25 protein-coding genes, 1 tRNA gene and 1 other RNA gene are annotated in these 24,139 nt (G+C 69.2%); 12 read left to right on the forward strand and 15 right to left on the reverse strand.

The window, feature by feature from the left end; translation table 11 throughout:
- Window positions 1-19: 19 nt before the first annotated feature.
- Window positions 20-352, reverse strand: a complete 333-nt coding sequence (locus ACI2JZ_RS03365) for a hypothetical protein (protein WP_336640485.1) — start codon at window positions 350-352, stop codon at window positions 20-22.
- Complete coding sequence (locus ACI2JZ_RS03370; protein ID WP_404596509.1) at window positions 349-840, reverse strand: hypothetical protein; 492 nt, start codon at window positions 838-840, stop codon at window positions 349-351. Before ACI2JZ_RS03370 ends, ACI2JZ_RS03365 begins: the two co-directional genes overlap by 4 nt.
- Window positions 841-901: 61 nt before the next feature.
- Between ACI2JZ_RS03370 and ACI2JZ_RS03375 the strand changes: the two genes are divergently transcribed.
- On the forward strand, window positions 902-1,816 hold the full coding sequence (locus tag ACI2JZ_RS03375) for a hypothetical protein (RefSeq protein ID WP_247622663.1): 915 nt from the start codon (window positions 902-904) through the stop codon (window positions 1,814-1,816).
- 16 nt (window positions 1,817-1,832) lie between these two features.
- Here the strand turns inward: ACI2JZ_RS03375 and ACI2JZ_RS03380 are convergent, their stop codons facing one another.
- Complete coding sequence (locus ACI2JZ_RS03380; RefSeq protein WP_247956037.1) at window positions 1,833-2,495, reverse strand: GntR family transcriptional regulator; 663 nt, start codon at window positions 2,493-2,495, stop codon at window positions 1,833-1,835.
- A gap of 74 nt (window positions 2,496-2,569) precedes the next feature.
- On the opposite strand from ACI2JZ_RS03380, the gene ACI2JZ_RS03385 reads away from it, so the two are divergent.
- The gene (locus ACI2JZ_RS03385; protein ID WP_404596510.1) at window positions 2,570-5,404 is read left to right on the forward strand and encodes an FAD-binding and (Fe-S)-binding domain-containing protein; all 2,835 of its coding nucleotides are present in this window, start codon (window positions 2,570-2,572) and stop codon (window positions 5,402-5,404) included.
- A gap of 63 nt (window positions 5,405-5,467) precedes the next feature.
- Here ACI2JZ_RS03385 and ilvC read toward each other — a convergent pair whose 3' ends face one another.
- From ilvC to ACI2JZ_RS03420, 7 genes are all read right to left on the reverse strand, one after another.
- Window positions 5,468-6,496, reverse strand: coding sequence for a ketol-acid reductoisomerase (gene ilvC / locus ACI2JZ_RS03390; protein ID WP_247622666.1), 1,029 nt, complete (start codon window positions 6,494-6,496; stop codon window positions 5,468-5,470).
- Window positions 6,497-6,576: 80 nt separating this feature from the next.
- Complete coding sequence (gene ilvN / locus ACI2JZ_RS03395; protein ID WP_247622667.1) at window positions 6,577-7,086, reverse strand: acetolactate synthase small subunit; 510 nt, start codon at window positions 7,084-7,086, stop codon at window positions 6,577-6,579.
- Between the two features lie 2 nt (window positions 7,087-7,088).
- The gene (locus ACI2JZ_RS03400) at window positions 7,089-8,891 is read right to left on the reverse strand and encodes an acetolactate synthase large subunit (RefSeq protein ID WP_247622668.1); all 1,803 of its coding nucleotides are present in this window, start codon (window positions 8,889-8,891) and stop codon (window positions 7,089-7,091) included.
- Window positions 8,892-8,963: 72 nt separating this feature from the next.
- Complete coding sequence (gene ilvD, locus ACI2JZ_RS03405; RefSeq protein ID WP_247622669.1) at window positions 8,964-10,679, reverse strand: dihydroxy-acid dehydratase; 1,716 nt, start codon at window positions 10,677-10,679, stop codon at window positions 8,964-8,966.
- Window positions 10,680-10,688: 9 nt separating this feature from the next.
- The gene (gene otsB / locus ACI2JZ_RS03410; protein ID WP_404596511.1) at window positions 10,689-11,486 is read right to left on the reverse strand and encodes a trehalose-phosphatase; all 798 of its coding nucleotides are present in this window, start codon (window positions 11,484-11,486) and stop codon (window positions 10,689-10,691) included.
- A 40-nt stretch (window positions 11,487-11,526) separates the two neighbouring features.
- On the reverse strand, window positions 11,527-12,933 hold the full coding sequence (locus ACI2JZ_RS03415) for a trehalose-6-phosphate synthase (RefSeq protein ID WP_336640491.1): 1,407 nt from the start codon (window positions 12,931-12,933) through the stop codon (window positions 11,527-11,529).
- Window positions 12,934-12,996: 63 nt separating this feature from the next.
- On the reverse strand, window positions 12,997-14,244 hold the full coding sequence (locus ACI2JZ_RS03420) for an MFS transporter (protein ID WP_404596512.1): 1,248 nt from the start codon (window positions 14,242-14,244) through the stop codon (window positions 12,997-12,999).
- 210 nt (window positions 14,245-14,454) lie between these two features.
- Here ACI2JZ_RS03420 and ACI2JZ_RS03425 point away from each other — a divergent pair, with 210 nt between their 5' ends.
- Window positions 14,455-14,748: a hypothetical protein gene (locus ACI2JZ_RS03425; protein ID WP_247622673.1), complete on the forward strand. Its 294-nt coding sequence runs from the start codon at window positions 14,455-14,457 to the stop codon at window positions 14,746-14,748.
- 9 nt (window positions 14,749-14,757) lie between these two features.
- Here ACI2JZ_RS03425 and ACI2JZ_RS03430 read toward each other — a convergent pair whose 3' ends face one another.
- Genes ACI2JZ_RS03430 through ACI2JZ_RS03440 form a run of 3 tightly spaced genes read right to left on the reverse strand, consistent with a single transcriptional unit; the run spans window position 14,758 to window position 17,379 of the window.
- Window positions 14,758-15,942: an acetyl-CoA C-acetyltransferase gene (locus ACI2JZ_RS03430; RefSeq protein WP_404596513.1), complete on the reverse strand. Its 1,185-nt coding sequence runs from the start codon at window positions 15,940-15,942 to the stop codon at window positions 14,758-14,760.
- 5 nt (window positions 15,943-15,947) lie between these two features.
- A complete protein-coding gene (locus tag ACI2JZ_RS03435) occupies window positions 15,948-16,604 on the reverse strand; it encodes a 3-oxoacid CoA-transferase subunit B (protein ID WP_404596514.1) in 657 nt (218 codons plus the stop codon).
- A 1-nt stretch (window position 16,605) separates the two neighbouring features.
- Entirely contained in the window at window positions 16,606-17,379 is a 774-nt protein-coding gene (locus tag ACI2JZ_RS03440; protein WP_404596515.1) for a CoA transferase subunit A, read from the reverse strand.
- A gap of 103 nt (window positions 17,380-17,482) precedes the next feature.
- On the opposite strand from ACI2JZ_RS03440, the gene ACI2JZ_RS03445 reads away from it, so the two are divergent.
- From ACI2JZ_RS03445 to ACI2JZ_RS03475, 7 genes are all read left to right on the forward strand, one after another.
- Window positions 17,483-18,271, forward strand: a complete 789-nt coding sequence (locus ACI2JZ_RS03445) for an IclR family transcriptional regulator (protein ID WP_404596516.1) — start codon at window positions 17,483-17,485, stop codon at window positions 18,269-18,271.
- Between the two features lie 36 nt (window positions 18,272-18,307).
- Complete coding sequence (locus ACI2JZ_RS03450) at window positions 18,308-18,748, forward strand: MarR family winged helix-turn-helix transcriptional regulator (RefSeq protein WP_247622678.1); 441 nt, start codon at window positions 18,308-18,310, stop codon at window positions 18,746-18,748.
- Window positions 18,745-19,974: an MFS transporter gene (locus ACI2JZ_RS03455; protein ID WP_404596517.1), complete on the forward strand. Its 1,230-nt coding sequence runs from the start codon at window positions 18,745-18,747 to the stop codon at window positions 19,972-19,974. Before ACI2JZ_RS03450 ends, ACI2JZ_RS03455 begins: the two co-directional genes overlap by 4 nt.
- 123 nt (window positions 19,975-20,097) lie before the next feature.
- A tRNA-Lys gene (locus tag ACI2JZ_RS03460) sits at window positions 20,098-20,170 on the forward strand.
- A gap of 128 nt (window positions 20,171-20,298) precedes the next feature.
- A complete protein-coding gene (locus ACI2JZ_RS03465) occupies window positions 20,299-21,096 on the forward strand; it encodes an inositol monophosphatase family protein (RefSeq protein WP_404596518.1) in 798 nt (265 codons plus the stop codon).
- A 16-nt stretch (window positions 21,097-21,112) separates the two neighbouring features.
- Window positions 21,113-21,691: a hypothetical protein gene (locus ACI2JZ_RS03470; protein WP_404596519.1), complete on the forward strand. Its 579-nt coding sequence runs from the start codon at window positions 21,113-21,115 to the stop codon at window positions 21,689-21,691.
- A 45-nt stretch (window positions 21,692-21,736) separates the two neighbouring features.
- Window positions 21,737-21,967 (forward strand): three-helix bundle dimerization domain-containing protein, encoded by a 231-nt coding sequence (locus tag ACI2JZ_RS03475; RefSeq protein WP_247632363.1) that lies wholly within the window; start codon window positions 21,737-21,739, stop codon window positions 21,965-21,967.
- Window positions 21,968-21,979: 12 nt separating this feature from the next.
- Here ACI2JZ_RS03475 and ACI2JZ_RS03480 read toward each other — a convergent pair whose 3' ends face one another.
- The gene (locus ACI2JZ_RS03480) at window positions 21,980-23,059 is read right to left on the reverse strand and encodes an ATP-binding protein (RefSeq protein WP_404596520.1); all 1,080 of its coding nucleotides are present in this window, start codon (window positions 23,057-23,059) and stop codon (window positions 21,980-21,982) included.
- A 162-nt stretch (window positions 23,060-23,221) separates the two neighbouring features.
- Between ACI2JZ_RS03480 and ACI2JZ_RS03485 the strand changes: the two genes are divergently transcribed.
- Complete coding sequence (locus ACI2JZ_RS03485) at window positions 23,222-23,392, forward strand: hypothetical protein (RefSeq protein ID WP_247622689.1); 171 nt, start codon at window positions 23,222-23,224, stop codon at window positions 23,390-23,392.
- Between the two features lie 45 nt (window positions 23,393-23,437).
- Entirely contained in the window at window positions 23,438-23,584 is a 147-nt protein-coding gene (locus tag ACI2JZ_RS03490; RefSeq protein ID WP_247622690.1) for a hypothetical protein, read from the forward strand.
- A gap of 81 nt (window positions 23,585-23,665) precedes the next feature.
- Here ACI2JZ_RS03490 and ssrA read toward each other — a convergent pair.
- Window positions 23,666-24,035, reverse strand: a transfer-messenger RNA (tmRNA) gene (ssrA, locus tag ACI2JZ_RS03495).
- Window positions 24,036-24,139: the final 104 nt, after the last annotated feature.

The following is a 24,139-nucleotide window of genomic DNA, read 5'->3' on the forward strand; positions in this document are numbered from 1 at the left end:
CTTTACCGTGTGACGTGCGTCAGGCGGCGATGAGTCCGAGGCTCAACGACAGCACGCAGAGCCAGAACACCGCCACGATCCCGAGGCCGGCGAGCAGTGCCAGCGCGAGTTCACCCGCGCGGCGCCGACGTCCGATCGCGGACGCGAACACGAAGACGATCGCGGGGAACACGACGCCGAACAGCAGCGTGATCCACCCCCCAGCGGTCAGCCCGCCCTGCGCCATCTGGATCAGGTGCGCGACGGCGTTCCACACCGCATAGGCGTAGAACAGCCCGGCCAGCCCCAGGATGAGGCCGGTGATCCAGCGGGGCGAGGTGCGCGTGCTGTCGATGCTCTGCTCGGCGCTCATGCTCCGATCACCCCCACGGTCACGAACGGCCACGGCACGAGGAGCACGACACCGAGCAGGAGAAGGGATGCCCGCACCCACGACGCCCGCCCGCGGGTGAGCACCCACGTGGCCAGGAACCACAGCGCGGGTGCGGCGACCGCCAGCACGAACCACGGGACGAACATCTCGTCGGCGACGAAGAAGTTGGCGAGCGGCTTGAGCCTCAGACCACCGACCACCCAGCCGATCGAGTACAGGAGGTACACACCACCGACGATACCCGTGATGAGCAGCATCGCCGTGCTCAGGGGTGCACGCTCGTCCTCCTCTTCCGCTCGGTCGTCCCCGAGGGGCGCGGCGTGCTGCGACGGACCCTCGACGCGATCGGCGACGACGGGGGCAGGCGTTTCGGCGGCGATCTTCTCGCGCCTCACCGGAGCCGGACGCGCGAGCGACGCGTCGTCATCCCCGTCCCAGTTCAGGGCGTCATCGGAATCGGAGGTCATGTCTCCAGCGTAGGACACCTCGTCCACTAGGCTCGGCGTCACGACCGAGGAGGGGGCCATCGTGGCTGAGCAGCGCACAACGAATGCAGAGGGTGTCGAACCGCCCGCGAACTGGAAGCCGACCCCCGAAGCGAAGGCGAAGGCCACCCGCTTCCGCTGGATCGCCGGAGCGCTGTGGCTCCTCGCGATCGTCGGTGAGGCCGTCGGCATCTTCTGGTTGCTCCGTCAGCGCGTGTTCGTCGGCGAGGACGGCACGTTCGTCCGCGACCCCGACACCGGTCTGCTCGAGGAGCAGGGCGTCACGGCGCAGTTCCCGCAGTGGGCGTTCATCGCGCTGCTCGTGCTGCTCGTCGTCATCGCCGCACTCTCGATCACCGGGTCGGTGCTCTGGAAGAAGGCCAATCGCCTGGATCCCGCGCGGAGATCCGACACCGTGCGCTTCTTCGTGCAGAATCAGCTCGGCGCGATCATCGCCGTCGTGGCGTTCCTGCCCCTGATCATCCTGGTCTTCCTCAACAAGGACATGGACAAGGGCCAGAAGACGACGGCGGGCATCGTCGGCATCGTGCTCGCGGCGATCGCGGTGTTCATCGGCGTCGACTTCGACCCGCCCTCCGTCGAGCAGTACACGGCCGATCAGTCCGCGGTGATCCAGCTGCTGGGCAAGGACGAGGTCGTGTGGGTCGACGGCGGCGCCGTCTATCACGTGTGCGACGAGGTGTCGGCGATCCAGACCGGCAGCGAGATCCGCACCGGCACCACCGCCGAAGCGGTCGAGGCCGGCAAGATCCGCCTGACCCTCCAGTTCGGCTCCGAGCTGCGCGCCTGCGGCCTCCCGGTCCCCGAGAACGACGAGGAGATCACCGAGGCTCTCCGCGCGATCCAGGCCGGACAGGTCGACACCGTGCTGCCCGCACCGGTGTGGGCGGACCCGGCGGAGGCCCCGCTCGTCGTCGAAGAGGCCCCGGCGAGCTGATCGCCGGATTCGTCGCTCAGTCCGCGCCGAGAGCGTCGACGAGACGCTCCTGCGCCGACGAGAGGTGAATGCCGAGAACGGCGGTGGCCCGCTCTGCTTCACCGGCCGCCAAAGCGTCGAGGATCTCGGCATGCTGGGCGGCGATGACGCCGGCCTCGAGCAGACGACGGCCCTGCACCTGCGCCATGCACATCCGCGCCTCGTCGAGCACACTGCGGTACATCCGGCCCGTTCGAGCGCTGCCGAGGGCATCGATCAGCGCCGTGTGGAAGCGCAGATCGGGATCGACGGTGGCGGGATCGGGCCCCGCGGGCATCGCCTGGATCTCGGCGTTCGCCGCGATCGCCGCAGCCGGTACCGTGCGCGTGCCGGCGAGCTCTCGCAACGCCGCGCTCTCCAGTCGCGTCCGGGTGCGATAGACGTCGCGCACGGTCTCCGGGTCGATCGCCACGACACGGGCACTGCGGTGCGCGGTGCGCTCGAGGAGGCCCGCGGCGACGAGCTGCTCGATCGCGGCCTTCGCGCTCGGCCGAGCGACCGCGTACTCCTCCGACACGAACGCTTCGGTGAGCGCCGAGCCTGAGCGGAGGTCCCCGCTCAGGATGCGATCCCGCAGCCGTGACGTGACAGCATCGACGACGCCGACGACTGCGAGCGGGGCATCCGTGGGACTGTTCACCCACTCAGATTAGCGAGATCGTGGTCATCGGTACACTTGTCTGACAATCTTCCATCAGCGCCGAGGAGCCTCCCGTGTCGATCACTCTCGCCGAACCACTCGATCCGACGATCCTCGGACCGTCGACCGAGGTGCACGCCCGCTCGATCGACCGGTTCGCCCGGGCGCACGACGCCTCCCACTACCTGCTCGTGCCGGATGCCGTGCTCTCCCCCACCGACGCCGCGGGAGTCGCCCGGGTGTTCGAGGCCGTACGCGCAGCGGGGCGCACGCTCACGTTCCGTTCCGGGGGCACGAGCCTCTCGGGACAGGGCGTCAGCGGCGACATCCTCGTCGACACGCGCAGCGGGTTCCGCGACATCCGCGTCGAGGACGACGGCGCCTCGGTGCGGGTCGGCCCCGGCGCCACCGTGCGCCAGGTGAACACGCGTCTGGTGCGCCACGGTCGCAAGCTCGGCCCCGACCCCGCCAGCGAGATCGCCTGCACGATCGGGGGTGTCGTCGCGAACAACTCCAGCGGTATGGCCTGCGGCATCGTCGAGAACTCCTACCGGACCGTGGAGTCTCTCCTCCTCGTCCTGCCGAGCGGCACCGTCCTCGACACCGCACTTCCCGACGCCGATGAGCGCCTGCGCGACTCCGATCCCGACCTCGCCGCGGGGCTCCTCGCCCTCCGCGCACAGCTGCTGTCCTCCCCCGAGAACGTCGCCTTCGTGCGCCGCCAGTTCTCGATGAAGAACACGATGGGCTACGGCATCAACGCCCTCCTCGACTTCGACACCCCGGTCCGCATCCTCGAGCACCTCGTGATCGGCTCGGAGGGCACACTCGCCTTCGTCGCCGAGGCGCGCTTCCGCACCATCCCGATCCGTCCCGCGATCGCCACCGGCCTGCTCGTGTTCACCACGCTCTCCGATGCGATGGCCGCCCTCCCCGGGCTCGGCGACCTCGGGCTCGCCACGATCGAGCTCCTCGATGCCGCCTCACTCCGCGTCGCACAGGGGCTCGGCGACGTGCCCGCCGCGATCGCCGACATCGATGTCGATCAGCACGCGGCACTCCTCGTCGAGGTCCATGCCGGCAGCACCGAGCAGTTGGCGATCGACAGTGCGACCGCGCTCGCACACTTCGCCGACCTCCCCCTCGCGATCGAGGCGGCGCTCACCACCGATGCCTCGGAGCGCGCGGCGCTGTGGCACGTGCGCAAGGGCCTCTACACCGCTGTCGCCGGAGCACGTCCGTCCGGCACCACCGCGCTGCTCGAAGACATCGTCGTGCCGGTCGACCGTCTGCTGGTGACCTGCGAGCGCCTGATCGAGCTGTTCGCCGCGCACGACTACGAGGGCTCGGTGATCTTCGGTCACGCCAAGGACGGCAACGTGCACTTCCTGCTCAACGAACGCTTCGACGATCCCGACAGCGTCGCGCGCTACCGGCGCTTCACCGACGACCTCGTCGAGCTCGTGCTCGGCCAGGGCGGCTCGCTGAAGGCGGAGCACGGGACGGGGCGCATCATGGCGCCGTTCGTCCGCCGTCAGTACGGCGATGAGCTGACCGACATGATGTGGTCGATCAAGCGTCTCTTCGATCCCGCCGGCATCCTCAATCCGGGCGTCGTGCTCTCCGACGACCCGGACTCGTACCTCCGCGACCTCAAGCGCGTGCCGACGGTCGAGAAGGAGGTCGACCGGTGCGTCGAATGCGGCTACTGCGAGCCGACGTGCCCGAGCAAGAGCATCACCCTCACCCCGCGCCAGCGCATCGTACTGCGGCGCGACATGGCCTGGGCCGAGGAGCAGGGAGACACCGCGCTTCTCGAGGACCTGCGCGCCGACTACGACTACGACGGAGTGCAGACCTGTGCGGTCGACGGCATGTGCGCAGTCGCGTGCCCCGTCGACATCAACACCGGCGATCTCGTCCGTCGCCTGCGCGCCGAGGAAGCGTCGAAGATCGAGGACGGCCTCTGGGATGCCGCGGCGAAGGGCTGGGGCGCCGTGACGCGCGTCGGCGGTACGGCGCTGACCATCGCCTCCGCCCTGCCCGCCCCGATCGTGACCGGTGCGACCCGGGTCGGACGAGCGATCCTGGGATCCGATACCGTCCCTCTCTACGACGGCGGACTCCCGCGCGGCGGTACGAAGGCGCCGTCCGCCCAGAACCCGTCCGACGCCCGTGCCGTGTTCTTCGGGGCGTGCATCGGCACGATGTTCGGCGCGGAGGGGCACGGAGAGGGGTCGAGGGACGCGGTCCGCGCGCTTCTCGATCGGGCCGGGATCGCCGTGGTGATCCCGGAGGATGCCGGCGGAATGTGCTGCGGCACGCCCTGGAAGTCGAAGGGGCACCTCGCCGGCTACGACCGCATGACGAAGCGCGTGCTGTCGAGCCTCTGGGAGGCGAGCCGATTCGGCGAGCTTCCGGTCGTGTGCGATGCCGCCTCCTGCACCGAGGGGCTCCACACGATGCTCGCGAAGTCCGTCTCCGAGTATCCGGAGTACGCCGGCCTCGTCATCGAGGACGCGACGACCTACATCGCTCGGGAGGTGCTCCCCCGCGTGACCGTTCAGGCGAAGCTCGACAGCGTGGCGGTGCATCCGACCTGCTCGACGACCGCACTCGGAGCGACCGGCGCGCTGACCGAGATCGCCGCGGCCGTCGCCACGGACGTGTTCGTTCCCGACGGCTGGGGATGCTGCGCCTTCGCCGGAGATCGGGGCATGCTGCACCCCGAGCTCACTGCCAGCGCGACCGCGGTCGAATCGGAGGAGGTACGTGCGGCCGATGCCGATCGGGGCGGCTTCGACGCCTTCGTCTCCGCGAACCGCACGTGCGAGATCGGGATGACCCGTGCCACGGGACAGCCGTACCGCCACGTCGTCGAGGTGCTCGAGGAGCTCACCCGCCCCTGACCACCACCGGACGCGAAAGAGCGGGCGCCCCTTCCGGGACGCCCGCTCTCGTCTATCGGTCGATCAGCGCGCAGCGCTGCCGTCGATGTAGTCCTCGTCCTGCTGCTTCCATGCGAAGAGCGAACGCAGCTCCTTACCGGTGACCTCGATCGGGTGCTGCTCCTCCTTGGCGCGCAGCGCCAGGAACTCCTCGGCTCCGTTGTCCTGGTCGTCGATGAAGCGCTTCGCGAACGCACCCGACTGGATGTCGGCGAGCACGCCCTTCATGCTCTCCTTGACGCGCTCGTCGATGACGCGCGGGCCCGAGACGTAGTCGCCGAACTCGGCGGTGTCGGAGATCGACCAGCGCTGCTTGGCGATGCCGCCCTCCCACATGAGGTCGACGATGAGCTTGAGCTCGTGGAGCACCTCGAAGTACGCGATCTGCGGCTGGTAGCCCGCCTCGGTCAGCGTCTCGAAACCGGCCTGCACGAGGTGGCTGACGCCACCGCAGAGCACGGCCTGCTCGCCGAACAGGTCGGTCTCGGTCTCCTCGGTGAAGGTCGTCTTGATGACGCCGGCGCGGGTGCCGCCGATGGCCTTCGCGTAGGAGAGTGCGAGGTCCCAGGCCTTACCCGAGGCGTCGCGCTCGACGGCGATGATGTCGGGGATGCCGCGACCGGCGACGAACTCGCGACGGACGGTGTGGCCCGGCGCCTTCGGGGCGACGAGGATCACGTCGACGCCCTCGGGAGCATCGATGTAGCCGAAGCGGATGTTGAAGCCGTGCGCGAAGGCGAGGGTCTTGCCCGCGGTCAGGTTGGGGGCGATCGACTCGCTGTAGATCGTGCGCTGGTGCTGGTCCGGCGCGAGGATCATGATGACGTCGGCCCAGGCGGTGGCGTCGGCGACGGTCTTGACCGCGAAGCCGGCCTCTTCGGCCTTCGGAGCCGACTTGGAGCCCTCCTTGAGGGCGATCGCGACCTCGACGCCCGAGTCGCGCAGGTTCTGCGCGTGGGCGTGGCCCTGCGAGCCGTAACCGACGATGGCGACCTTCTTGCCCTGGATCAGGGACAGGTCGGCGTCGGCGTCGTAGAAGATCTCGGTGCTCACTGTGTGTTTCTCCTTGTTCGTGGCGGTTCTTCTCGCTCCGTGCCGGACGGCGGTGGAGCGGATGGATGGGGTGGTCTGGGTCAGCCGCGCAGGACGCGTTCGGTGATGCTCTTGCCGCCGCGGCCGATGGCGAGGAGGCCCGACTGCGCGATCTCCTTGATGCCGAAGGGCTCGAGCGCGCGGAGCATCGCGTCGACCTTGCCCTTGTCGCCCGTGACCTCGATCACGAGCGCGTCGGCGGCGTAGTCGACCACCGAGGCGCGGAAGAGGTTCACGACCTCGATCACGTTCGAGCGGGTGGCGTTGTCGGTGCGCACCTTCACGAGCATGTGCTCGCGCTGCACCGAGGTGGCGAAGTCGAGCTCGACGATCTTGATCACGTTGATCAGCTTGTTGAGCTGCTTGGTGACCTGCTCGAGCGGCAGCTCGTCGACATCGACGACGACGGTGATGCGCGAGATGCCGGGCACCTCGGTCACGCCGACGGCGAGCGAGTGGATGTTGAATCCGCGCCGGGCGAAGAGCCCTGCGACGCGGGTGAGGAGGCCGGGGGTGTCCTCGACCAGGAGGCTCAGCACGTGGGTCGACATGGTCAGTCCTCCTCGTCGAATGCGGGCGCGTGCTCGCGGGCGTACTGGACGTAGCTGTTGCTGACGCCCTGGGGCACCATCGGCCACACCATGGAATCGGCGCTGACGACGAAGTCGATCACGACGGGGCGATCGTTCGTCTCGAGGGCGAGCTGGATCGCCGCATCGACCTCGTCCTCCTTCTCGACGCGGATCGCGAGGCATCCGTAGGCCTCGGCGAGCTTCACGAAGTCGGGGATGCGGACCGTGCCGTGCCCGGTGTTCAGGTCGGTGTTGGAGTGGCGCCCGTCGTAGAACAGGGTCTGCCACTGGCGCACCATGCCCAGCGAGGAGTTGTTGATGATCGCGACCTTGATCGGGATGTTGTTGATCGCGCAGGTCGCGAGCTCCTGATTGGTCATCTGGAAGCATCCGTCGCCGTCGATCGCCCACACCACGCGGTCGGGTTCGGCGACCTTGGCACCCATGGCCGCGGGCACGGAGTACCCCATGGTCCCGGCGCCGCCGGAGTTGAGCCAGGCGTTCGGGCGCTCGTACTTGATGAACTGCGCCGCCCACATCTGGTGCTGTCCGACGCCGGCCGCGTAGATGCCCTCGGGACCCGTCAGCTCGCCGATGCGCTGGATCACGTGCTGAGGCGCGAGCAGGCCGTCGGTCGGAGGCGTGTAGCCGAGCGGGAACTCGTTGCGGAGTCCGTCGAGGTACGACCACCACTCCTCGGTGTCGGGCTTCGCGCTGCCGATCGCGCCGCGGTAGGCGGCTTCGAGGTCGACGAGCACGTCGCGCACGTCGCCGACGATCGGCACGTCCGCGATGCGGATCTTCGAGATCTCGGCGGGATCGATGTCGACGTGCACGACCTTCGCGTTCGGCGCGAAGAGCGCAGCCTTACCGGTCACACGGTCGTCGAAGCGGGCGCCGAGCGAGATCAGCAGATCGGCCTCCTGCAGCGCGAGCACGGCTGGGACCGTGCCGTGCATGCCCGGCATGCCCAGGTGCTGCGGGTGCGAGTCGGGGAATGCACCGCGGGCCATGAGCGTCGTCACGACGGGCGCACCGGTCGACTCGGCGAGTTCGAGCAGTTCGGCGGACGCGCGTCCGCGGATCACGCCGCCGCCGACGTAGAGCACGGGCTTCTTGGCCTCGGCGAGCAGGGCGGCTGCGGCCTGGATCTGCTTGCCGTGCGCCTTGGTGACGGGGCGGTAACCGGGCAGATCGACCTTGGGCGGCCAGACGAACGGCGCGATCGCCTGCTGCGCGTCCTTCGTGATGTCGACCAGCACGGGACCGGGACGGCCGGTCGATGCCACCTCGTATGCGGCGGCGATCGCGCCGGGGATGTCGGCGGCGTCCTTCACCAGGAAGGAGTGCTTCGTGATCGGCATCGTGATTCCCACGATGTCGGCCTCCTGGAAGGCATCCGTTCCCATCAGCGTCGAGAACACCTGTCCGGTGATCGCCAGCAGGGGCACCGAGTCCATGTAGGCGTCGGCGATCGCGGTGACGAGGTTCGTGGCTCCGGGTCCGGACGTCGCGATGCAGACGCCCACCTTGCCGGAGGCGGATGCATAGCCCTCGGCGGCGTGGCCGGCACCCTGCTCGTGCCGCACGAGGATGTGACGCAGGTCGGAGGCGTCCATGAGCGGGTCGTACACGGGCAGGATCGCGCCACCGGGAAGCCCGAAGACGTCGGTGATCCCGAGCAGCTCGAGCGAACGGACGACGGCCTCGGCGCCGGTGATCTCGGGGGCATTGGATTGACGGGCGGGCGGCCTCGGCACAGCCGAGACGGAGTCAGCAGTCATGACTTTCCTTCTGGTGATCTGTAGGGCATCGGATGCCGGAGACGACGATGCTGCGTGCCGAACGAGTCGGGATCAGCCCGTCGTCGCGCCTTCGGCGGCGGACCGCACGAGGCGTGAGTACTTGGCAAGAACGCCACGGGTATAGCGCGGGGGAAGCGGCTCCCAGCCAGAGCGGCGGGAGGCGAGCTCCGCCTCGTCGACGAGTAGGTCGAGAGAGCGAGCTGCGATATCGACCCGTATCAGATCACCATCGCGCACGAAGGCGATAGGACCTGCGTCCACCGCTTCGGGTGCTATGTGGCCGATGCACAGGCCGGTTGTGCCGCCTGAGAATCGTCCGTCCGTCAAGAGTAGTACATCTTTTCCGAGTCCCGCGCCCTTGATGGCCGCGGTGATCGCGAGCATCTCGCGCATGCCCGGCCCGCCCTTCGGGCCCTCGTAGCGGATCACCACGACGTCGCCGGCGTTGATCTCGCCGTTCGCCAGAGCATCCATCGCTCCGCGCTCGCGCTCGAACACGCGCGCCGGGCCCTCGAACACGTCAGCGTCGAAGCCTGCGGACTTCACGACCGCTCCTTCCGGGGCGAACGAGCCGTGCAGGATCGTGATGCCGCCGGACGCGTGGATGGGGTTGTCGAACGTGTGGATGACGTCGCCGTCGACGGGATCGGGGTTGAGGTCGCGCAGGTTCTCGGCGACCGTCTTGCCGGTGACCGTGAGCGCGTCGCCGTGGATCAGGCCCTCGTCGAGCATCGCCTTCATGATCACGGGGATGCCGCCGTGGCGGTCGACGTCGTTCATCACGTACTTGCCGAAGGGCTTCATGTCGGCGACGTGCGGCGTCTTGCTGCCAATGCGGTTGAAGTCGTGCAGGCTCAGGTCGATCTCGGCCTCGCGAGCGATCGCCAGCAGGTGCAGCACGACGTTGGTCGAACCGCCGAGCGCCATCGCGAGGGCGATCGCGTTCTCGAACGACTCCTTCGTCAGGATGTCCTTCGTGGTGATCCCCTGGCGCAGCAGGTTGACGACGGCCTCGCCGGAGCGGTGGGCGAAGTAGTCACGGCGACGGTCGGCCGAGGGCGGCGCCGCGGAGCCGGGAAGGCTGAGCCCCAGGGCCTCGGCCACCGAGGCCATCGTGTTGGCGGTGTACATGCCGCCGCAGGCACCCTCTCCGGGAGCGAAGGCGCACTCGATGCGCTTCAGGTCCTCCTCCGTCATGCGACCCGCACGACAGGCGCCGACGCCCTCGAAGGAGTCGATGATCGTGATGTCCTTCTCGGTGCCGTCGGAGAGCTTCACCCATCCCGGCGCGATCGAGCCGGCGTAGAGGAACACGCTCGACAGCCCCAGGCGCGCACTCGCCATGAGCATGCCGGGGATGGACTTGTCGCAGCCCGCGAGCAGCACGGTTCCGTCGAGGCGCTCGGCCATGATGACCGTCTCGACCGAGTCGGCGATGACCTCGCGCGAGACGAGCGAGAAGTGCATGCCCTCGTGGCCCATCGAGATGCCGTCGGAGACGGAGATCGTGCCGAACTGCAGCGGGTAGCCGCCGCCCGAGTGCACGCCCTCCTTCGCACCCTGCGCGAGCCGGTCGAGACTCAGGTTGCAGGGCGTGATCTCGTTCCAGCTCGAGGCGATGCCGATCTGGGGCTTCTCCCAGTCCTCGTCGCCCATGCCGACGGCACGCAGCATGCCTCGTGAGGTCGTGGCTTCGATGCCGTCGGTGACGACACGACTGCGGGGCTTGATGTCGATGGACGCGCTGGCAGGATCGTGCGGAGACATGCAGGCAGTCTATTCCCGCCCGGCGGCCCGCTCGTCCGCCAGCGCGCCGAGAAGGCGTGCGACATCGACGGGTCCGTCGACGCGCAGCGCCGCGGCGCTCTCCCCCGGGCCGACACGCACGCCGAGATCGCCCGGCTGCAGCACGCGCATGGCGTCTTCATCGGTGACGTCGTCGCCGGCGAAGAGGATGCCGGTGGCGTGGAAGCGCTCGCGGAGCACTCCGATCGCGGCGTCCTTGCCCTCCGTCCGCGACGAGAACTCGAGCACGCGATGGCCCGCGCGGCGGCGCCAGTGCGGGAACCGCTCGGCGGCGAGCGCGTCGATCTCGGCGAAGAGCTTCTCCTCGGTCTCCCGATCCGCCCGACGCGTGTGCACGCCCATGCCGAAGGTCTTCGGCTCGAACTCGGCGCCTTCGTAGCGGTCGATGATCGGACGAGCGGCCGCCCAGAGTTCCTCTCGGGCACCCTCCTCGGTGGCGTCGCCGGTCGGTGCGGCCTCGCCCTCGCCGGGGAACCAGTACTGCGCGCCGTGCGATCCCGCGAGGGCGACCGGCGAGTCGTCCTCGTGCTCGGTGATGATGCGGAGGTCGTGCAGGCTGCGCCCGGAGACGAACGAGACGATCGTGTCGGGCAGGGCCGTCAGACGACGGATCTGTTCCACGGTCTCCGGCAGCGCGCGAGCTGCCATGGGATCGGGCACGAGCGGCGAGGCGACGCCGTCGAAGTCGAGGGCGACGACGAGACGCTCGGTACGCGCGAGCGCGCTCAGTTCGGGCGAGGGGGTTCCGGGGATCCAGGGGCTGGTCATGGGTGTCTCCAGTCGTGGGGGCGGGAAGATGCGGGGCGGCTCAACGGCGTGCGTCGTCGAGCGCGGAGAGGAACGACGACGACCAGGCGTCCACGTCGTTCTCGAGCACGCGGCGACGGAGCGAGCGCATGCGCTTGCCCTGTTCGGCCGGTGTCATCTCGACCGCGGTCATGATCGCTGCCTTGACGCCCTCGATGTCGTGCGGGTTGACGCGCACCGCCTGGCGGAGTTCGTCGGCGGCGCCCGTGAACTCGCTGAGGACGAGCACCCCCCGGTTGTCGACGCGCGTGGCGACGTACTCCTTCGCGACCAGGTTCATGCCGTCGCGCAGAGCGGTGACGAGCATGACATCGGCCGCGAGGTACAGCGCGACCATCTCCTCGCGGGGATATCCCTGGTGCAGATAGCGGATCGCGGTGTGCCCCATCGTGTCGTTGTCGCCGTTGATGCGCCCGACGGCCAGCTCGATCTCGTCGCGCAGGTGCACGTACGCGTCGACGCGCTCGCGGCTGGGGCTCGCGACCTGCACGAGCGTGACGTCGTCGACGCTCAGACGCCCCTCGGCGAGGAGCTCGCCGTAGGCCTTGATCCGGTGACGGATGCCCTTGGTGTAGTCGAGGCGATCGACGCCCAGCAGGATGCGCTTCGGGTTGCCGAGGCTCGCACGGATCTCCGCGGCTCTGGCCTGGACGGCGGGGTTCGCAGCGAGATCCAGGTAGGGAGCGGTGTCGATCGAGATCGGGAAGGCGCGGGCGACGGCCGTCCGGATCGAGCCGTCGTCCTGCGGGACGGCGATGTTCGCGCCCTTGACCTCGTAACGCAGGCGGCGCCGCACGGCGGTGAGGAAGTAGGTGGCGTCCTGCGCGCGCTGGAACCCGATCACGTCGGCTCCGAGCAGGCCCTGCAGCACCTGGTCGCGCCAGGGCAGCTGCGCATAGAGGCCATGCGCGGGGAAGGGGATGTGGTGGAAGTACCCGATCGTGACGTCCGGGCGGAGCTCACGCACCATCTGCGGAACGAGCTGCAGCTGGTAGTCGTGCACCCACACCGTGCCGTCTTCCGCGACCGCGGCGGCCGCCGCCTCGGCGAAGCGCCGGTTGACGGTGACATAGGCGTCCCACCACTCGCGGTGGAACTGCGGGGGCGCGATGACGTCGTGGTACAGCGGCCAGATGGTGTCGTTGGCGAAGCCCTCGTAGTACTCCGCGACCTCCTGCGCACTCAAGGACACCGGGATGAGGTGGATGCCGTCGGCCTCGAAGGGGTCACGCTCGACGTCGGGCTGGCCGACCCAGCCGACCCACGCGCCGCGGGTGCTGCGCATCATCGGCTCGAGAGCCGCGACGAGTCCGCCGGGCGACGTGCGCCAGGTCTCCTCCCCGTCGGGGCCCTCGACCCGATCGACGGGAAGACGGTTGGCGACGACGACGAACTCTGCAGCGGCCAAGATGGCTCCTCACACCAGGGGGTACCCCCAGGCTATCGAGGTTCGCGGCCCCGGTTCACCGCGTCACGCCGCGACGACCACGTTCCGCGCACGCGTGCGGCTGAGCACCCAGTTGACGAGACCCGCTGCGAACGCGACCCCGGCCGCGACGATCGGCAGCACGAGCGCCGCCGAGGTGCCGACGTTCTCGGCGAGCTCACCGGCGACGGCCGCACCGATCGACTGGCCGACGACGATCCCCGAGCCGAGCATCGTCATGACCGTCGCCGAACGTCCGAGCGGGCTGCGCGCGGCGCCGAAGCTGTACTGCGTGACGAGCGTCGGGCCGATGCCGACCCCCATGATGCCGAGAGCGAGCATCATCATCGCGGGAGAATCCACGACGCCCAGCAGGAGCGAGCCCGCGAAGAGGATGCCCGAGAAGACCAGCCACCGGGCGCGGAGCGAGAAGCGGACCGGAAGCCACGCGACGCCGAGCGCCAGAACGGCCGAGCCGACGCCCATCACACCGTAGAGCAGACCCGCCTGTTCGGAGGCGCCCCGGTCCGCCATGAACGACGTCAGCGAGGTGAGCATGGTGCCGAAGAACATGCCGACGCCGAGGATGCCGATCACGACGATGACGAGCTGCGGGCGGAAGAGTTCCGACACCGCCGAGGGCGCTGCCCCGTCGGCCCCGCGCACGGCGGCGACGTGTCGACCGCTCGGGTGGAGGGCGAACGCACCGACGAAGACGATCGTCAGGACCGCCGCGCCCACGAGAGGAGCCCACGGCGCGATCAGCGACGCGAGGATGCCGACGATGAACGGTCCGAAGACGAACACCGTCTCGTCGGCGGCGGACTCGTAGGCCATGGTGCCCGAGACCGTGCGGGCCCGGCGGGTCTCCGGCATCCGCTCGCTGATCATCGTGACCAGCCGCGCACGCGACAGCGGCGAGACCTGCGGGGCCGTCGCCCCGATGCCGGCTGCGGCCAGGAGGACGAGGCCGTCGACCGCGTCGCCGTAGACGACGAGGGTGAACACGACCATCATCGTGCCGTTCGCGATGGCGAGCATCAGCAGCACGGTCCGCTGGCCGTAGCGATCCGCGGCGGCACCGAGGAGCGGGCCGAAGCACGCGGTGCCGAGGCCGACCGCGGCGGAGGTGAGCCCGCCGAGCGACAGCGATCCGCGCGCCGAGACGACGACGGTCAGCACGCCGACGACCATCATCGCGAAGGGCAGTCTCGCGATGAAGGCGATGAGGAAGTAGGGGAAGCCGGCGAGACGGAAGAGGCTCGGCTCGGTGGAGGTGTGTGTCTGGGTCATGGCTCTCGCGCGCCCGCGGACGCGGTGGTCGGGTGCCGCCGCTGTCCGTCGGAGTGCCGACGGCCGGTAGATACACGGTTCTACGGTCGCGGACGAGCCGCGACTGACACCCATGATAGCGAGTGCCGATCCGAAGGGGCTGTATGCCCGGCATCCGGCGTTCGTGTCAATCCCCCGCCCCGACCGGGAGTCGGGCGGTAGCGTAGGGGCATGCGCTATCTGTTCAGCACGGGCCTGTTCGGAGCGATCACCACCGGTGTCTCGCTCCTCCGCGGCACCCGCGAGTCCCCCGTCACCTGGCGCGCTGCGCTCGCCTGGATCAGCTGGGCCATCACCTTCGCCCTCGCGATCGGCGCCGTGCGCGACACCCGCCGCTTCGACCGCGGTCTCGAGGTCGCCCTGGATTCGCCCCTCGCCCCCGCGCAGGCGAAGCGCGCGAACCGCGACGAGAAGCAGGCGCAGAAGGCGGCGGCGCAGAAGCGCACGCGCCGCCGCTCCTCCTGAGTCCGCGTGTCACCGGGTGAGGATCAGCGCCTCTCCCTGACCGCCACCGCCGCAGAGGCCGACGGCCGCCGTGCCGGAGCCGCGACGCGCCAGTTCGTGCGCCAGGTGCACGACGAGGCGATTACCGGATGCGCCGATCGGATGCCCGATCGCGATCCCTCCCCCGTGGATGTTGACGAGCGCGGGATCCAGGCCGAGTTCGACCTGCGAACGCGCGACCACGGCGCCGAACGCCTCGTTGATCTCGACCAGATCGAGATCGGACGGCGATATCCCCTGCTTCTCGCACGCGCGTTCGATCGCGCGCGCCGGCTGCGCCTGCAGGGAGTTGTCCGGCCCGGCGGTCTGGCCGCTTGCGCCGACCGTCACGAGGACGGGCCATCCCTTCTCCGCGGCGAGCGCGCGCGTCGTGACGACGACGGCAGAGGCTCCGTCGGAGATCTGCGAGGAGTTGCCCGCCGTGATCGTGCCCCCTTCCGCGAAGGCGGCACGGAGTCCTGCGAGCGACTCCACCGTCGTGTCGGGGCGGATTCCCTCATCGGCGGTGACGAGCAGGGGTTCCCCGCGGCGCTGAGGCACCGAGACCGTGACGATCTCGTCGTCGAACACGCCCGCAGCCTGGGCGGCCGCCGCACGCTGATGCGAGAGCGCGGCGACGGTGTCCTGAGCCTCGCGCGTGAGTTCGTATCGGGCGTTGTGCCGTTCGGTGGACGCTCCCATGCTCTCCCGGTCATAGGCGTCGGTGAGCCCGTCGTAGGCCATGTGGTCGAGCACCTCGACACTGCCGTAGGTCCATCCGTCGCGTGACCCCATGAGCAGGTGCGGGGCGCGGGTCATCGACTCCATGCCGGCCGCGACGACCACCTCGGCGTCTCCCGTGCGGATCATGCGAGCGGCGTCGATGATCGCGGTGAGGCCCGAGAGGCACACCTTGTTGACGGTGTGCGCGGGCACGTCCCAGCCGATGCCCGCCCCGATGGCCGCCTGGCGTGCGGCGTTCTGCCCGGATCCCGCCGAGAGGACCTGCCCGACGATGACGGCGTCGATGTCCTCCGGGGGGATGGATGCCTGCTCGAGCGCACCGCGGATCGCGAAGGCGCCCAGCTGCGGGGCCGTGAAGGCCGCGAGCTGACCCTTGAGACGACCCTGCGGGGTGCGGGCGGCGGAGACGATGACGATATCGGTGTCGTGCATGTCCTTCAGCCTCTCAGACCGGCGAGCGCGGGCGACAGTGTCAGCGGGGGCTCGGTGGCGGCGATGACCTCGTCGGCGGTGACTCCGGGGGCCGTCTCGACGAGCACGAGGCCGGCCTCGGTCACATCGATCACCGCGAGGTCGGTGATGATGCGGTCGACCACCCCCCGACCGGTGAGCGGCAGGGAGCACCGATCGACGATCTTGGCGGATCCGTCCTTCGCGACGTGCTCCATGAGCACGATGACGCGTGCGGCGCCGTGCACGAGGTCCATCGCCCCGCCGGGGCCCTTGACCATCTTCCCGGGGATCATCCAGTTCGCCAGGTCTCCGGTGGCCGACACCTGCATGGCGCCGAGGATCGCGGCGTCGATCTTGCCCCCGCGGATCATGCCGAAACTCGTCGCCGAGTCGAAGAACGCCGATCCCGCGAGCACGGTGACCGTCTCCTTACCCGCGTTGATGAGATCGGGGTCGACGGCATCCTCCGTCGGGTACGGGCCGACGCCGAGGATGCCGTTCTCGGACTGCAGCACCACGGTGACGCCCGTCGGTACGAAGTTCGGGACGAGGGTGGGAAGCCCGATGCCGAGGTTCACGTACGAGCCGTCCTCGAGCTCTCCGGCGGCGCGGGCGGCCATCTGGTCTCGGGTGAGCGCCATGTCAGGCTCCTTCCGTGGCGACGGTGCGTCGCTCGATGCGCTTGGGGATGTCGGGTCCGACCTCGACGACGCGGTGCACGTACACGCCGGGCAGGTGCACCCCGTCCGGGTCGAGCTCGCCCGGTTCGACGAGGCGCTCGACCTGCGCGATGCAGATACGGCCCGCCATCGCGGCGAGCGGATTGAAGTTGCGTGCGGCCTTGGTGAAGACGAGATTGCCGTGGCGGTCTCCGACGGCAGCGTGCACGAGGGCGAAGTCGGTGGTGATCGCCTCTTCCAGCACGTACTCGCGGGCGTCGTCCCCCTCGCCGAAGGTGCGCACGTCCTTGGCGGGCGAGGCGACGGCGATCGTGCCGTCGGGAGCGTATCTGCGCGGCAGACCCCCTTCGGCGACCTGCGTGCCGACGCCCGTCTGCGTGAAGAAGGCGGCGATCCCCGACCCGCCGGCACGCAGCTTCTCGGCGAGGGTGCCCTGCGGGGTGAGCTCGAGCTCGAGCTCACCGGTGAGGAACTGACGCTCGAACTCCTTGTTCTCGCCCACGTACGACGACGTCATCTTGCGGATGCGGTGCGCCCCGAGCAGGATGCCGAGACCCCAGTCGTCCACGCCGCAGTTGTTGCTGACGACACTCAGGTCCGTCGTCCCCTGGGCGAGCAGAGCTTCGATGAGGGCGATGGGGTTCCCGGAGAGGCCGAACCCGCCGACGGCGAGGGACGCTCCGTCGGGGATGTCGGCGACCGCCTCCGCGGCAGAGGGCCAATGCTTGTCGATCACGCGTACTCCTTCGAACGGGCGTTGGGTCCAGCTTGACGGTCGCGCGGTGGGAGCGACAGCGGATGCTTGCGATGTGGACGTTTCGCCGAGTAGCGTCCACATTATGGAACGAGCGTCGACGAGCGTGCCGGGAGCGCAGGCCATCGCACGGGCGGCCGGACTCCTCCGCCTCGTCTCGGGCGGGCGCCCCGAAGGGATGGCGCTCCAGGAGCTCGCCCACGCCGCCGACCTGTCGAGGTCGACGACGCATCGCCTGCTCAGCGCGCTCCGCGCCGAGGGACTCGTCGATCGGGACGACACGACCGCCCGCTGGATGCCCGGGCCCGAGCTGTACCTCATGGGCAACGCCGCAGCCGCGCGCTACGACGTCACCGCTCTCGCGCGCGACATCGTGCGCTCGCTCGCCGTCAAGACCGAGGAGAGTGCGTTCTTCTCGGTTCGACGGGCCGATGAGACCGTATGCCTCCTCCGAGAGGAAGGCGCCTTCCCGATCCGCTCGTTCGTGCTCAGCGAGGGCGTGCGCTTCCCCCTCGGCGTGGCGAGCGCGGGCCTCGCGATCCTGGCGTTCCTTCCCGACCACGATGTGGATGCGTATCTCGGTCGGCATCTGGAGCTCGCGTCGACGTGGGGCCGACCGCATGCGCAGAAGCCGCTGCGTGCGCGCCTCGCCGACACGAAGGAACGCGGCTTCGCGGTCAATCCCGGCCTCATCGTGGAGGGCAGCTGGGGCATCGGCGCGGCCGTGTTCGATCGCCACGGCCGTCCGGAGTGGGCGCTGAGCCTGACGGGCGTGGAGTTCCGCTTCGGCCCTGATCGCCTCGCGCACCTCGGCCGCACGCTGCTCGCTCACGCCCACGAACTCTCGGCGAGGATCGCGGGGGCTCGCCACTGACACCCATTACATACCAACGGGTATATACTCTTTGGTATGCAACGTGCGGAAGTGATCCCCTCCATCGTGCTCTCGGCGTATGCGCTCGGCCGCATCGCCGCGCAGGATGCCGGCAACGAGGCACCCGCCGCCCAGTGGCGGGTGCTCAGCCTGCTCGGCCGACAGGGCGCCTCGAGAGTCGGCGAACTCGCCGCAGCCGCTCGCACCACGCAACCGGGAATGACCCGCCTGATCGGCGCGCTCGAGCGCGACGGACTGGTGCGCCGCTCCCCCGACCCCGCCGACTCCCGCGCGGTGGTCGTCGAGGCGACGGACGCCGGAGCCCGTGCTCTCGCCGCCTGGCGCGATGAGTTCCGCGACACGCTCGCGCCGCGGTTCCACGCGCTCGACGACGCCGACTGGGCGACCCTGACCCGTGCGGCCGAGATCCTCGCCGCGCACACCGACCCCACCGACCGAAAGGACTCCTCGCAGTGAACACGACCGCCACCCCCTCCGTCTGGAAGCAACCCGCGCAGGTGTGGGCCGTCGCCTTCGCCTGCGTCGTCGCGTTCATGGGCATCGGACTGGTCGACCCCATCCTCCCGGCGATCGCGGAGTCCCTGCAGGCCTCGCCCGTCGAGACCGAACTCCTCTTCACGAGCTATCTGCTCGTCACGGGCCTCGCGATGCTCGTCACGAGCTGGATCTCGAGCCGGATCGGCGCGAAGGCGACTCTCCTCATCGGACTCGCGCTCATCGTCGCGTTCGCCCTGCTCTGCGCCCTCAGCGGCAGCGTCGACGCCGTCATCGGCTTCCGCGCCGGGTGGGGCCTCGGCAACGCGCTCTTCATCTCCACCGCTCTCGCGACTATCGTCGGCGCGGCGTCCGGCGGCAGCAGCGCCGCGATCATCCTCTACGAGGCGGCACTGGGTCTCGGCATCGCGATCGGTCCGCTCCTGGGCGGGCTCCTCGGCGAGATGAGCTGGCGCGGACCCTTCTTCGGCGTCGTCGCCCTCATGGCGATCGCGTTCGTCGCGGTCCTCGTGCTGCTGCGCGGCCCCGCAGAGAAGCGCACTCCGGTGCCGTTCTCGGCTCCCTTCACCGCGCTCCGCCGCCCGGCGCTCGCGATCCTCGCCGTCGCCGCGCTGTTCTACAACATCGGCTTCTTCGTGCTCCTCGCCTTCTCGCCCTTCCCCCTCGGCTTCGGCGCACTCGGCATCGGCTTCACGTTCTTCGGCTGGGGCGTCGCGCTCGCGATCACGAGCGTCTGGGTCGCTCCGCTCCTCATGCGCCGGATGCCGCGGACCCGCATCATCGTGACCGTGCTGCCCCTGCTGGCGGTCGATCTCGTCGCGGCCGGCCTCCTCGCCGTCGACCCTGCGGCCCTCGTCGTGTGCATCATCATCGGCGGCCTCCTGCTCGGCATCATGAACACCGTGCTCACCGAGGCGGTCATGGAGGCCACCGACCTTCCCCGTTCGGTCGCCTCGTCGTCGTACTCGGCGGTGCGCTTCCTCGGCGGGGCGATGGCCCCTCCCCTCGCCGCACTGCTGTGGCACTCGTTCAACGTGACGGTCCCGTACCTGTTCGCCGCGGCATCCGTCCTGATCGCCGCTCTCACGGTCTTCCTGGGACGGCGTGCTCTCGCCCACATCGACTCGCACGGTGCGGTTCCCGCCGCCGAAGACGCCCAGGCGATCCTCGTCGGCGACGCCGCCTGATCATCCGCCCGGGAGCGTCGCGCCACCTCGATCGCTGCGACACTCCCGGGGGTGCGGGCTCGATTTCGCACCGCGTCGATCCCCTGGTAATGTAATTCCTCGGTCGGGGTCATCCCGGGCCACGCACCTCTAGCTCAATCGGCAGAGCAACTGACTCTTAATCAGTGGGTTCTGGGTTCAAGTCCCAGGGGGTGCACGGATCAGCCTCGTTGACTCTCGCCAGTCTTCGGGGCTTTTCTGCTTCTCGGGCACGTCTTCTCGGCCGCGTCACCGCACGGTCATGCCCCGATCGAGACCCTCGGAACGGGCGACTACGCTGGTGGCGTGACCGCCATCCCCCGCGCATCCGACTTCCGCAGCGATCTCGAACTCGCCCTGCGTCTGGCCGACGCGGCCGATGCGCAGTCGCTCCCCCGGTTCGACGCCGCCGATCTGCAGATCTCGACCAAGGCCGACAACTCCCACGTCACCGATGCCGACCTCGCGACCGAACGCGCGATCCGCGACATCCTCGCGACCGAGCGCCCGGAGGACGGCATCTTCGGCGAGGAGTTCGGTGCCGAGGGCGACACTCACCGCCAGTGGATCATCGATCCGATCGACGGCACCGCCAACTTCCTGCGCGGTGTGCCGCTCTGGGGCACGATGATCGCCCTCGCGGTCGACGGCGTTCCGCAGGTCGGCGTCGTCAGCATGCCCGCGCTCGGCCGACGCTGGTGGGCCTCCCCCGACGAGGGTGCCTGGACGGCGACGGAGAACGAGCCGCGCCGACTGCACGTCTCCTCCGTCTCGTCGCTCGACGACGCCAGCGTCAGCTTCCAGAGCATCGCGCAGTGGGCGGATGCCGGACGCATCGACACTCTCATCGCGCTCGCGGATCGGGTGTGGCGCGACCGCGCCTACGGCGACGTCTTCTCGTACATGCTCCTGGCCGAGGGACGCCTCGACATGGTCGCCGAGTTCGATGTCAAGGAGTACGACATCGCGGCCGCGGTGCCGATCGTCCGCGAGGCCGGCGGCACGATGACCGACTACGCGGGGGCCGAGACGATCTCGACGCGCTCGACACTCGCCACCAACGGCATCCTGCACGACGCCTTCCTCACCTTCCTGCATCCCTGATCTCCCGAGGCCCGCGATGATCCCTCCCCGCATCGTTTCCATCACCGCCGGAGCAGCATTCCTCCTCGCCGCTCTGACGGCGTGCTCCGCCCCTGGCGAGACCGCCCCGACCCCGACGACCGATCCCGCGACGCCGGCGCCGCAGGCGAGCGTCGAGCCGGCCGCGACGCCGAACCCTGAACCCACCTCCGCAGCGCTCACGTGCGAGTCGATGATCTCGTCCGGCACGGTCGCGGCCCTGACCGAGGCGGGGTGGACGGCCGAGACCAAGGACTTCGTCATCGGCGACACCACCATCCCGGAGGACGAGGGGCTGCTGTGCTTCTGGGGCGACTACGCCGTCGCCTCCGATCACGGCCAGCTGTACGGTTGGGCCGAGCTGAGCGCGGGCGCGGCGAGCGATGCGCAGACGTCGCTCCTGGCCGCGGGGTGGCATCGCGAAGACGGTCCCGAGGGCGTCTACATCACCGAGGATCCGCAGTACGCGATGGGCACGGACGACGACGGGTACGGCATGACCTACCTGTTCGGCGATGGGTGGGTGAAGCTCGCCGACACCAAGCAGGGCCTCCTCCTCATCGAAGGCGCCGGTTGAGGGGACTCCATTGCGGATGCCGGGCAGCCGGGAGACAATCGGCCCATGAGCGAACGCAACGACGAAGCGAACACCGCCGCGATGCTCGACCGGATCGCCACCCGATTCCCCGACGTTCCGAGGGAGAGCATCGAGCACATCGCCCACGAGGAGCACGAACGCCTCAGCGGCGGGCGCATCCAGGATTACGTGCCGGTTCTCGTCGAGAAGGAGACCGTCGAGCGTCTGCGGACCGGAGCCATCCCCGTGCAGACGCCGATCCCCGAGGAGTCCTGAGCGCGTCGACGCTCACGCCATCGGTACACGGACGTCGCGGCCCGCTTCCTCGGTGAGACGCGCTCCCATCTGCACGAACGTCGGCTCGGCGATGAAACCGCCGGCGAACAGCGCCTGACCCTGCGTGAAGGTCTGCGCACGACGGATGGCGTGCTCCGAGGCGAACCCGAACACTTCGGCGAGTTCGGCGAGATCGCGTGGAGCGTTGACGCGCATCAGCCCGAGGTTGTCGCACTGCGACAGCACGTTCGGGTGGATCTTCGTGGGGCGCTGTGTCGACAGGAAGAGCCACAGCCCGAACTTCCGCCCCTCAGCGGCGATCTGCACGAGGCGTGCCGTCAACTCCCGTTCCACAGCCGTCGTCGGCTCCGGAACGCAGAGGTTATGAGCTTCGTCGATCACGATCAGCAGCGGTCGGCGCTCTTCCCGACGCGCCCAGAGATCCTCCAGAACGGCCAGGGCGGCGACGCCGGGTTCGGCCGGATGATCGAAGCCTCCGAGGTCGAGGACCGTCACCCTCGGGCGCTCGCTGATCACGTCGACGACGGATGCCGCACCACGCGACCACAGCTCCCACTCGAGCACTTGGAGGTTCTCCATGCGATTCGCGAGTCGCACCTTCACCGCCTCCCCGCTCTCGCGGAGGCCGCGGATCATCTCCGCCGAATCGAACTGCCCGGACGACACCTGCGTGTGCAGCAGCGCGTTGTACTCCTCGGCATCCGCGATCGGATCGATGCGCAGCACAGCGGCCTTGGCTGCCGGCGAGAGGTCCACGTAGCGCACCCGCAGACGCTCGCCCTCCGCACGGCCGGAACGGAACACACGGACATCGAGATCGCCGAGTCGGCGCGCCGCTGCGTCGTCGGTGCCGGGGCGGATCTCACGCAACCGCACGAAGTCCGCGTTGGGATCGAAGACGAGCACGGGGAGCTCCGTGTGCAGGAGCAACTGCTCGAGCACCACGCCCAGTGCGTACGTCTTGCCGCTGCCGCTCTGGCCGCACCAGAAGGTGTGCCGGTTGAATCGTCGTGGGTCGAGCTGCACCGGCTCGGCACCCTCGATCGTCGCTCCGATGACGAACTCTCCCATGACTGGCCCTCTCGGTCGCTCCCAGAGTGCACCATGGACCCCTCGTGCGGAAGGCCTGCACGGCATCACATCCGAGAGAAAAGGGCAAGGGAGGAGACGAGGATGGCTGTGCATGGTTCTCTGAACACCAGCGACGCAGACCGCGCCGCGGAAGGAGCGCACATGTCCGACCCGTTCTCCACTCCGCTCGCACCGGGCGAGCAGCCCACCAGGCCCGAGCCGCTCGATCCCACACCGGGCGAGCCTCTCGCCCCCGTTCCGGACGAACCGCTCGCGCCGAACCCGGAGGAGCCGTTGGCGCCGAACCCGCAGGAACCGACGATCCCGCTCTAGAGCGCCGCGTCACTCCCCCATCCGACCGAGAAAGAAGGTGACGCCATGAACGCAGACAGCGATCGCAACGACATCAGCACGGAGCAGTCCCCGGGCCCCGAGGAGAACGACAACCTCGGCGCAGAAGATGCCAAGGGCGAGCCGCCCACGGTACCGCCGACGCACGGTGACGACGTGTCGGCGGAGAAGTAACCGCCGTCGCCCCACGAAGAAGGCCCTCGGGTTCCCACACATGGTGGGAACCCGAGGGCCTTCTCCTTCGCGACAGCGACCTGGTGGAGCTGGGGGGAATCGAACCCCCGTCCAACGCTGAGTCTCCACGCCTTCTCCGGGCGCAGTCTGTGAAGACGTTCTGCTCGGCTCCGACCTTTGTCACAGACACCTAAGTCGACGAGCCCAGCCTGGGAAGAGTCCCACGTGGCGTCCAGACGCCACCACGCAGCAAGATTCCTAGATGACGCCAGGATCCGTATCGGAATCACATACGGCCTGACGGACTATCGGGCTCGCTTATGCAGCGAGGGCGAAGTCGTTGCGCTTGGTTTCGGCAACTATTGTTTTGCAGAGAGCGTTTACGAGATAACTCTGCATCCTCGGCCCGCTTCTCGTAGATTCACAGGCGCTGTCGAAACCGATCAGCCCCGTGGTCCTTCTCTCGAAGGAGCCGCTGTCGCACTGTGGAGTTTTCATCCGGATGCCGTGGCACCCGGCTTCACAGGATACAACGGATCCTGGGCACCTGCCATT

The sequence above is a fragment of the Microbacterium sp. NPDC087868 genome (genome assembly GCF_044900755.1).
Lineage (GTDB): Bacteria > Actinomycetota > Actinomycetes > Actinomycetales > Microbacteriaceae > Microbacterium > Microbacterium galbinum.